General features: G+C 68.2%; 8 protein-coding genes. 5 read left to right on the forward strand and 3 right to left on the reverse strand.

Going from position 1 to position 9477, the window contains the following annotated elements; genetic code table 11:
- Positions 1-181: 181 nt before the first annotated feature.
- The 3 genes from ACFQ7F_RS43515 to ACFQ7F_RS43525 all read left to right on the forward strand — a co-directional run bounded on the left by ACFQ7F_RS43515 (position 182) and on the right by ACFQ7F_RS43525 (position 4712).
- Positions 182-2425 (forward strand): MMPL family transporter, encoded by a 2244-nt coding sequence (locus ACFQ7F_RS43515; RefSeq protein WP_383284500.1) that lies wholly within the window; start codon positions 182-184, stop codon positions 2423-2425.
- Between the two features lie 140 nt (positions 2426-2565).
- On the forward strand, positions 2566-4230 hold the full coding sequence (locus tag ACFQ7F_RS43520) for an NAD(P)/FAD-dependent oxidoreductase (protein ID WP_383284481.1): 1665 nt from the start codon (positions 2566-2568) through the stop codon (positions 4228-4230).
- Between the two features lie 5 nt (positions 4231-4235).
- Positions 4236-4712: an ester cyclase gene (locus ACFQ7F_RS43525; protein ID WP_383284484.1), complete on the forward strand. Its 477-nt coding sequence runs from the start codon at positions 4236-4238 to the stop codon at positions 4710-4712.
- Here ACFQ7F_RS43525 and ACFQ7F_RS43530 read toward each other — a convergent pair.
- From ACFQ7F_RS43530 to ACFQ7F_RS43540, 3 genes are all read right to left on the reverse strand, one after another.
- Positions 4693-5331 carry a LuxR C-terminal-related transcriptional regulator gene (locus ACFQ7F_RS43530; RefSeq protein WP_383284487.1) on the reverse strand — a complete coding sequence of 213 codons (639 nt, stop codon included), beginning with the start codon at positions 5329-5331 and terminating at the stop codon, positions 4693-4695. The genes ACFQ7F_RS43525 and ACFQ7F_RS43530 overlap by 20 nt on opposite strands.
- Before the next feature lie 168 nt (positions 5332-5499).
- Positions 5500-6570, reverse strand: coding sequence for a methyltransferase (locus ACFQ7F_RS43535; RefSeq protein WP_383284490.1), 1071 nt, complete (start codon positions 6568-6570; stop codon positions 5500-5502).
- An 11-nt stretch (positions 6571-6581) separates the two neighbouring features.
- Complete coding sequence (locus ACFQ7F_RS43540) at positions 6582-7853, reverse strand: acyltransferase family protein (RefSeq protein ID WP_383284492.1); 1272 nt, start codon at positions 7851-7853, stop codon at positions 6582-6584.
- A gap of 271 nt (positions 7854-8124) precedes the next feature.
- On the opposite strand from ACFQ7F_RS43540, the gene ACFQ7F_RS43545 reads away from it, so the two are divergent.
- Together ACFQ7F_RS43545 and ACFQ7F_RS43550 are read left to right on the forward strand one after the other, a co-directional pair.
- Positions 8125-8910, forward strand: coding sequence for an SDR family NAD(P)-dependent oxidoreductase (locus ACFQ7F_RS43545; protein ID WP_383284495.1), 786 nt, complete (start codon positions 8125-8127; stop codon positions 8908-8910).
- 68 nt (positions 8911-8978) lie between these two features.
- Positions 8979-9428, forward strand: a complete 450-nt coding sequence (locus tag ACFQ7F_RS43550) for a nitroreductase family deazaflavin-dependent oxidoreductase (RefSeq protein ID WP_383284497.1) — start codon at positions 8979-8981, stop codon at positions 9426-9428.
- Positions 9429-9477: the final 49 nt, after the last annotated feature.

The raw sequence follows: 9477 nt of genomic DNA on the forward strand, positions 1-9477 counted from the left end.
TTCTTCGGGTGTCGCTCCCGCCGGGGGCTCTGTGCGTGCCCGGGCAGATGACTGAGCGTCAACTGGCCCCCTATGTTGGTCGGTTGTTGTTGCGGAGCTGCAGTTCGGCGGGCTACCTTGGCACCGATAAGTAGCGCGGCTACACAATAGCGTCCCTATAGGAGGTTGAACCGTGGAGCGCATGACACGGTGGGTGCTCGCACATCGGTGGCCCGTGGTCCTGGGCTGGCTGGTGCTCTTCCTCGTCGGGGGCGCCATGACCAGCGGAACCATCGACAAACTCACGTTCGAGTCGCGGCTGCCGGACAAGCCCGCCCAGAAGGCGAACGACGCTCTTGCCGAGCGCTTCGCGCAGACCGGCGGGAAGAACGCCCCGTTGCTGCTCGTGGTGACCCTGCCGGAAGGCACCACCGCCGACAGCCCTGACGTGCGCGGCCAGTGGGGCGACCTGATCGCCAAGGTCACGCCCGAGGGCGGCCGCAGCGTTTCGTACGCGAACAGCGGCGACGACTCCCTGCTCTCCAAGGACGAGCGCACCACGGTCGCACTCGTCTACCCGCCGGCCAACCCGTCCAACGCGCCCTACGAGCAGTCGCTGCCTGCCATCAAGAAGACCGTCGAGCAGGCGAAGATCTCGGGTGCGCAGGTCGAGCTGACCGGGCAGCCGGTGCTCTCCGGCCGGGACAGCGGGGCCCAGCGCAGCCCGATCTACGAGACCCTCATCGGCGCCCTGGGCGCCCTCGTCGTCCTGGCCCTCGTCTTCACCAGCGGACTGGCCATCGTGCCGCTGCTGATGGCCGCGGTCGCGATTCCCACCACGTTCCTGCTGGTCCGCGGCATCACGGGCATCACCGATGTCTCCTTCATCGTCCAGTACCTCGTCGCACTCATTGGTCTGGGCATCGCGATCGACTACGCCCTGCTGGTCGTCACCCGGTGGCGGGAGGAGCGGAACAAGCCCGGCGCCGACGGCCCGGAGCCCGAGGCGCGCAAGCTGGCGGTGGTGCGCTCCGTGGCCAGCGCGGGCCGCGCTGTCGCGCTCAGCGGTGCCACCGTGGCCATCTCGCTCGCCGCGCTCGTCGTGCTGCCGGTGCCGTTCCTGCGCAGCGTCGGTTATGCAGGTCTGCTCATCCCGCTCGTCAGCGTCGCCGTCGCACTGACCCTGCTGCCTGTGCTGCTCTACGCATGGGGCGACAAGCTCGACAGGCCGCGCCGTACACACCGCCCTGACAGTAAGATGTGGACCGGCGTGGCCCGCCTCACCACGCGTCGGCCCGCGCTCTGCGCGCTGCTCAGCGGCGCGGTCCTGCTGGCTCTTGCCGCGCCGGTGCTCTCCCTGCGTCTCGGCCAGCCGGCCACCTCGACTCTCGCCCAAGGCGGAAAGCCGGCTGCGGCGTTCGAGCGGATCGTGGACGCCGGCTTCGGCGAGGGCATCGCGCGCCCCGTCGAGGTCCTGGTCGACGCCGGCTCCGCCGACTCGATGACCAGTAAGCTCGGCGGTGTCGAAGGCGTCGCGGGTTCGGTCGCCCCGCAGGAGTGGCAGCGCGGCGGTCAGCGCATCGTGGAGGTCTGGTCCGAGGCGGACCCGTCGAGCGCTACCGGCCGCTCCACGGTGACCGACGTCGCGGACACGGCACGGGAGACGGCCGGCACACTCGCGGGCGGCGGTCCGGCACAGGACGTCGACTTCGTCGACGCGGTGTATGGATCGCTCGGGCTCATCCTGATCTTCGTGGCCCTGCTCACGTTCATCGTCCTGGCACGCACCCTGCGATCCGTGGTGCTGCCGCTGAAGGCGCTGGTGCTCAACGCGCTGTCCACCTGCGCCGCGTACGGAGTGGTCGTCCTCATCTGGCAGAAGGGCTACGGCAGCGAGCTGCTGTTCGACACCCCAGCCGTCGGAGCGGTGACCATCTGGGTTCCCATGGCGGTCTTCGCCTTCCTCTTCGGGCTCTCCATGGACTACGAGGTGTTCATCCTCCACCGGATCCGTGAGACTCATCTCGACCTGGCGGCGAAGGGGGAGACGGACACCACCGTGCCGTCGGTGGTGACCGGCATCAGCCGCACGGGACGTCTCGTCACCTCCGCGGCGCTCATCCTCTTCCTGGCCTTCACCGCGCTGGCCAGCATCCCGATCACCGACGTGAAGGTGTTCGCCACCGCGCTCGCGGCGGGCATCATCATCGACGCCACCGTGGTCCGCGGCCTGTTGACCCCGGCACTCGTCACGCTGCTGGGGCGGGCCAACTGGTGGTTCCCACGCTCCTTGGGCCGGTTGCTCGTTACCACCCCCGGACCTGCTTCCGGCCCAAGGTCCCCCTCCGGCCCGGCCGGTGAGGCGCCCATCGGCTCCCAGGACCCGGTGAACGAGCCGGCCGTCGCCGCGCGCTCCTCCGAGACGGGCGGCCCCGGCCGCGAGTGATCGTGTAAGCCCCGCCCTGATGGAGGGCGGGGCTTACCCATGCTTTCTCTTGCCTTCATCGGCGTCCGCGAGGCTGGTCGGGCGGATGCGCGGCGCACGGCGCCCGTCCGGGACTCGACGACTGCGAAGGGAAACCGACAGTGACCACAGACAGGCCGAACTACGACGTGGTGATCCTTGGGTCCGGAATCGCCGGATCCACCCTCGGCGCCGTACTGGCCCGCAACGGGGCCAAGGTGCTCCTCGCCGACGCGGCAACGCACCCCCGATTCGCGGTGGGGGAATCGATGATCCCTCAGTTGATCGCCTGGCTGCAGGTGCTCGCCGCCCGCTACGACGTCCCCGAGTTCGAGGCCCTGGCCGACGCGGACACCATCAACGAGCAGGTGAGCAACACCTTCGGCCGCAAGCGGCACTTCGGATTCATGCTGCACAGGCCCGGACAGGAGCCCGATCCTGCCGAGAGCCACCAGTTCGTCATACCCGACGCGCTGACCTCGGCAAGCCATCTCTTCCGCCAGGACAGCGACGCCTACCTCTTCCGCGTCGCGGTCCAGCACGGCTGCGACACGCGCCAGCAGTGGCGGGTGCGGGACATCGACCTCGGTGCCGACGGCGTCACCCTGACCGGGACCGACGGCCACGTCGTCCGTGGCCGCTATCTGGTGGATGCGAGCGGCTTCCGCTCACCGCTGTCGGACAAGCTTGACCTGAGGGAGGAGCCCGCCCGCTTCCAGCACCACTCCCGCTCCCTGTTCACGCACATGGTGGGGGTACGCCCCTTCGACGACGTGGTGGACTGCCCCGAGGAGAGCCGGCCGCCGGTGGCCTGGCACGAAGGGACCATGCACCACCTCTTCGAGCGAGGCTGGTTCTGGGTCATCCCCTTCGACAACCACGAACTCTCCCGCAACCCGCTGTGCAGCGTCGGAGTCACTCTCGACCCACGGCTCTACCCCAAGCCCGAGGACATCGGTCCCGAGGAGGAGTTCGCGCAACTGGTGCAGAGATTCCCGGCGGTCGAGCGGCAGTTCGCCGGCGCCAGGAAAGTCCGGGAGTGGGTGTCGACCGGGCGGTTGCAGTTCTCGTCAAGCAGGACGGTGGGGCGGCGCTGGTGCCTGATGTCGCACGCGGCGGGGTTTCTCGACCCTCTCTACTCACGCGGGATGTCCAACACCTTCGAGATCATCCACGCCCTGGTGCCGCGTATCCTCGGCGCGCTGGCGGACGACGACTTCGACGAGGAGCGCTTCCGCTACGTCGAAGAGCTGGAGCAGGGGCTGCTCGATCACAACGACACCCTGGTCAACTGCTCGTTCATCGCCTTCTCCCACTTCCGTCTGTGGGACGCCGTGTTCCGCGTCTGGGGCAGCGGCAACACCCCCGGAACTCTGCGGATCAACAACGCGCTGCGCTCCTTCCGCCGTGATGGCGACGTGAGCGTCTTCGAATCCCTGGAGAAGGTCCCGCACACCGGACTGTGGTGGCCCGACAGTGACGCCTTCAAAGCCCTGCTCGACGGAATGGCGAAGGCCTGCGCGGAGTACGAATCCAATGTCATCGACGGCGACACGGCAGCGGACCGAATTCTTGGACTCATCCGGGAATCCGAGGCGGTCTCTCCTGGGTTCGGCTGGAAAGACGTGAACCAGAGGTTCATCCATCCCGACCGGCGTCAGGTCATGGATTTCCTCACATGGGCTGCCGCCTCGCCGCTGCCGGAACTGAACACGATCGGCCGTGAGGGCCTCGATGCGCTGCGTGCGGCGCGGGCCGCCTCCGCCGTTGAGGCGCAGAGCCGGTGAAGGGCGTGTCAGGAGTCGACGAGGCCGACGTCCAGGAGGCCAACAAGGCTCTCGCCCGGTACTGGTTCGACGAGGGCTGGACCCGCGGGAACGTGGACGTGGCGGACCGGATCTTCGCCCCCGGATTCCTGCTCGGCGGCGAGCGCTTGGGCCCCGAAGGGCCCAAGCGGAGCGTGCTGCGCCGGCATGCCGCCTTCTCCGGCCTCACCGTCGAGGTCGGACTCCAGATGGCCGACGGGCCGTGGGTGGCGAGCTGGTACACCATCCGGGCAACGCATGTGGGAGAGTTCGCCGGTCTGGCCCCCACCGGTCTACCGGTCACTTCCGAAGGAATTCAGCTGTGGCGGGTCGAGGAGGGACTCGTCGTCGAGGATCACAACGTGTTCGACCTCTGGCGGATCGTTTCCCAACTCCGTGCAGCGGAACGGAAGGACGCCGGGCAGGCCGGCCCGGAAGATATGGCTAGGTCCCGGAACGGATAAGGTTCTTCTCGTACGCGAAAATAACCGCATGCACACGGTTGCGAAGCCCCAGTTTCTCCATTAATTTCTGGATATGGGATTTCACGGTGCTCTGACTGACGGTCAGTTCGCGGGAGATCTCGGCGTTGCTGTATCCCCGTGTGATGAGGCGGAAGACCTCGACCTCGCGTTCCGTCAGCTGTTCCAGCGGTGAGCGGTCCGCCTCCTGTCGAGCGGTGGGGATCAGCAGGGACCGCCCCGTGGCCATGATGCGGACCGCGGCGGCAAGTTCCTGGGAGCTGCTCGCGCTGGACAGGAGGCCTTTCGCACCGGCTCGCAGCACCCGGCCCGCCGCCGCTTCCACGTCGTTCACCAGGACGAGCACATTGGCGTCCGTCAGCGGCGGCCGGGCTTGGAGCAGCGCACCGACGACCTCCAGAGCCTCGACCGCTTCATGGTGCGAGTTCACGATGACGACGTCGGGGCGGAGTTCCCGGTAGCGGACGGCCGCTGCGGAGCCGCCCCGGGCGACACCGACCACGCGCAGGCCGGGGCAGTTGTCGAGGATGGTGCGCAGTCCGGTCAGAGAGATCGGGTGGGAATCGATGAGCAGGACGCTGTTGGATGCCGAGCCTGACATGTGCTGTGCTCCCCCGGGACGAATGGACAGTGCTGAACTTCGGGCGTACGGCGGTGCGGCCGCAGGTGTTCAAGAAGCCCGTATCGAAGGTGGGTTACGGCAGATGGCATGCGAAGAATCCGCTCCCGGGGCCATTCCCCGGAAGCGGGTTCATCGCGTTTGCGGCGGCTAGTTCTTGCGTCCGACGATCGCTGTCGTCAACGCGGGCAGCAGGACGGTCTGTTCGGCAGTGAAGCCCGCATCCGTCATCCACGAGATGCACTGCGCCGGCGAGAAGCCGCGTGCCTGGGCGGACTGGAGCATCATGATCAGACTGAGCATCAGGGGATCCGCCCGCTCGCGGTGATCGTCGATCATCGTGTCGTAGACGATGACTGCTCCGCCCTCCCGGACGGCGTCGTGCGCCTTGCGGAGCAGCAGCGCGCGCCGGTCGTCGGGCCAGTCGTGCAGTACGCCTCCCAGGATGAGGACATCCGCACGCGGCAGCTCGTCCTCGAAGAAGTCGCCTCCAGTGAAGCGCAGTTGCTCGGACACGCCGCGTTCGGCGACGAGTTCGTCGAAGTGCTGTTCCATCGACGGGCGGTCGAGCACCGTTCCGGTGAGCCCCGGGTGTGCCGCCGCGAGAGCCGCGGCCAGATTGCCGCGTGCCCCGCCCACATCCGTGAACGAGGAGTACGCCGACCAGTCGATGATCTCCGTGACTCCGGGTGCGACGGCGCTGCTGAAGCTGTCCATCGCCGACAGGAACTTCCGCAGGCGGTCCGGGTCGTGGAAGATCCGGGTGAACGGAACCTCACCGCCGGAGCCTTGGCCGCGGGCGTTGCCGTCACGCAGCAGGCTGGTCAGGGCATCATGCTCCCCGCCCATCAGTTCGCTGGTCATCCGCAGGAAACCGCCCACGAATCCCGGCCGGTCCGGCAGCAGGTACAGGGCCGTTCCGCTGCTGTTGCGGTACCGGCCGTCCTCCCGTAGCAACAGCCCGACGGCGGCAAGCGCGTCCAGGAAGTCCTGTGCGCCGCGTGGGTGAAGGCCTGCACGGTCGACGATCTCCTCGGCGCTGAGCCTGTTGTCGCCCAGTGACGTGAAAACACCCAGATCCATGGCCGACGTCAGGAGCTTGCTGCGGAAGAACGACCAACCGAGGAACATCACGTCGAAGGGGTCGTGCAGAGGGGGCCGGCCCGGGGGGACGGACGAGGCTGACAGGGCCTCGTCCGCGTCCGGCTCTGGCGTTGTCATCCTCGTCGGCCTCATTCCTTCGGGGCGGTACTGCTCTCGGCGCGACGGGTCGCGGGGGCGGTCGCGGTGCTCTGCGATGAAGGCGGCGGAATCCGTGGTGATCGCCGGCCTATTCGGGTACGCAGCCACAACTCTGCGGGCCGCTCGTAGAACTGGTGGAGCAAGGCGCAGAGCGCCGTCGTGATCACCAGGGCGAGCAGGGCCCATCCGGCATTCGACCAGTCGGGCACGACGGGTCGCATGTAGAATTCCATGATGCTTTTCCGCTCGAATACCGAAGAGGAAATCTCGAAGAGCACGGTGAAATGCAGAAGATAGAAGGCGTACGACCATTCGCCGAGGGCGACCATGGGCCGGGTACGCAGCCAGGAGGTGCCGCCCGCGATGTCGCGCTGGGCGACGGCGACGACCAGCAGGATGTACAGCGGTGCGGTGACCTGGCCGAGGGCGTCGAAGAGGACGTACTGACGCCATGTCTCGTCGCGCAGCAGCCACAGCACGAACAGCCCGGCGACGAGCAGGGCCGAGGCCGAGCGGACGCCGAGGGGCGAGCGCCAGCCCTTGCGGACCGCGGCCGCCGCGACCATGCCGAGAAGGAACTCCCACACCCGGGCGATCGGAGAGTAGGTGCCGAAGATCAAACCGTCCATGCCGGTGAACGACGGCCGGAGCGTGGGCGGGTAGGCCTGCCACAGCCAGATCTTGATGCCCCACCCCACAAGGACGAGTACGACGGCCGCCCAGCCGAGCCAGCGCAGGGAGCGGCGCAGCGTGTACTTGGCGAGAAACGGGAAGATCGCGTAGAAGAACGCCTCGCAGGCGAGCGACCAGGTCACCGGGCTGGTTCCGCCCAGGATCCAGCCGGGCACCCAGGCCTGGTACAGCAGGACGCCGGAGACGGCGATCTTGATCAGGGTGCCGGACTGGCCGTCCGGGGCGTCGGGGAGCTGCAGCAGCAGCGGTATCAGCACACCGATGGCCAGCAGCGGCCAGATGCGGGCGAACCTTCGCCCGTAGAAGCGGCTCGCCTTGTCCCCCGCCAGGTAGGTCCAGGTGAGGACGAAGCCGGAGAGCACGAAGAAGAAGGTCACCCCGGACGACCCCATGGCGAAGACGGCGTCCGTGTGGGGGATCGGCAGCAGAGTGCTGACGTGCGAGAGGAACACCGCGAAGGCGGCGATCCAGCGCAGGCCCGTGAGGGAGTCGAGCCGGGGCGCGGGGCCGGCCGCAGGGTCGAGGGCGGCGACGGGCGGGGACTCTCGTCTTTGAGCTGAGGAAGTCATGACAATGGCACCAGCCAATTCGACGGCGACGGGAAGGAGCGGACCATTTCGTGAAGGTGTCGCGGAATGCGACGCGACCGTACGTCGGTGTAATCGGTGTCGAGACGATCGCGCGGAGCTATTGCACCACCGCGCGATGAATCCGCGATTAAGCCCTCATAAATCGGTCGTGCCAGAGTAATTGATTAACCTTTTCTGCTGCCTCGTCGTGTATTCGTGGTTAATCTGAAGTCGGCCCACGACTTGAACGTCGAAGAGATCGGGGAATGGCATGCGACGATATCCGTACGGCAGGGCGATGGTGACCGGCGCGTCGAGCGGCATCGGTGAGGGATTCGCCCGCCGGCTTGCCGCGGAAGGGGCCGACCTCGTCCTCGTCGCCCGGCGTGGAGATCTGCTCAAGCAGCTCGCGAGCGAGCTGGAGGCGGAGCACGGGGTGGACGTCGAGGTGATGGAGCTCGACCTCACCGACGAGCGTCAGGTCGCTCGCGCCGAGGAGCGGCTCGCCGAGGGGGTGCGCCCGGTGGACCTTCTGGTGAACAACGCCGGATCCAGCGGTTCCGGATACTTCGCGGAGCTGCCGCCGGAGCGTGAACTGCACACCGCCGTGCTCAACGCCCTTGTGCCGCTGCGGCTGTCCCGTGCGTGCCTGCCCGGCATGATCGCCCGGGGCGCCGGCGGCATCGTGAACGTCTCCTCCCTCGTCGCGGTGCTTCCCAAGCCGCGCTCCGCGACCTACGCGGCCTCCAAGGCGTTCATGTCCTCGCTGAGCGAGAGCCTGTCCATGGAGGTGGCACGCCACGGCGTGCACGTCACCACCCTGCACACGGGCCTGACGCGATCCGGGTTCCATGCCGCGGCCGGTGTCCCGGCCGGTACGCTGCCGGACATCAAGTGGCTGACGCCTGATCAGGTCGCGCGGTCGGGCCTCGATGCGGTGGCGGCCGGTCGTCCCTCGGCGGTGCCGGGTCTCGGCTACCGCATCAGGCTCCCGCTGATGCGCGCCATGCCGCGGTCGATCGTCAGGACCATCGTGCGGCGCGTGCACAAGGCGTGATTGGCTCTCCCGCGGGTGGCGCCGTTGCCGCCCGCTGTTTCCGCCGTACGGCAGGGAAGGACTGGTCGATGACCGCACAGAGCTCCATCTCCCCCCGGCACAAGGCACGCAACAAGGTGGTCGTCCTCTTCCACCGGGTCGGGCTGCCCTTCGGCCCGATGCACCTTCTGACCGTCCCGGGCCGCAGCAGCGGCCTGCCAAGGACCACCCCCGTCGCCCCGGTGGTCGTCGACGGGACCCGCTACATCCTCCAGGCGTACCCGAACTCCGACTGGGTGAAGAACGCCCGCGCCGCGGGCCGGGGGGTCCTGGCCCGTGGCCACCGCCGGCGGCAGGTGGACCTGGTGGAACTGCCCGTGGAGGAGCGCGCCCGCGTGCTGCGTGAGTTCCCCGCGCAGAACCCCCGAGGGGTCGGGGCCTTCGTGCGCAACGGCCTGGTGGAGTCCGCGTCTGCGGAGCACTTCGCAGCGGCGGCACCGCACTGCCCGGTCTTCCGCGCCACTCCGCGCACGGAGTGAGCCCCCCCCGCACCGGCGCCGGGACGGGCGGCCCCCACACATCCGTGGG

Source organism: Streptomyces sp. NPDC056486, assembly GCF_042795295.1.
Classification (GTDB): Bacteria; Actinomycetota; Actinomycetes; order Streptomycetales; family Streptomycetaceae; genus Streptomyces.

Excerpts from the sequence above, each read along its gene's own strand:
- ACFQ7F_RS43550 (WP_383284497.1), top strand. The coding sequence starts at position 8,979 with ATGACCGCACAGAGCTCCATCTCCCCCCGGCACAAGGCACGCAACAAG.
- ACFQ7F_RS43515 (WP_383284500.1), top strand. The coding sequence starts at position 182 with ATGACACGGTGGGTGCTCGCACATCGGTGGCCCGTGGTCCTGGGCTGG.
- ACFQ7F_RS43540 (WP_383284492.1), bottom strand. The coding sequence starts at position 7,853 with ATGACTTCCTCAGCTCAAAGACGAGAGTCCCCGCCCGTCGCCGCCCTC.
- ACFQ7F_RS43535 (WP_383284490.1), bottom strand. The coding sequence starts at position 6,570 with ATGACAACGCCAGAGCCGGACGCGGACGAGGCCCTGTCAGCCTCGTCC.
- ACFQ7F_RS43545 (WP_383284495.1), top strand. The coding sequence starts at position 8,125 with ATGCGACGATATCCGTACGGCAGGGCGATGGTGACCGGCGCGTCGAGC.
- ACFQ7F_RS43530 (WP_383284487.1), bottom strand. The coding sequence starts at position 5,331 with ATGTCAGGCTCGGCATCCAACAGCGTCCTGCTCATCGATTCCCACCCG.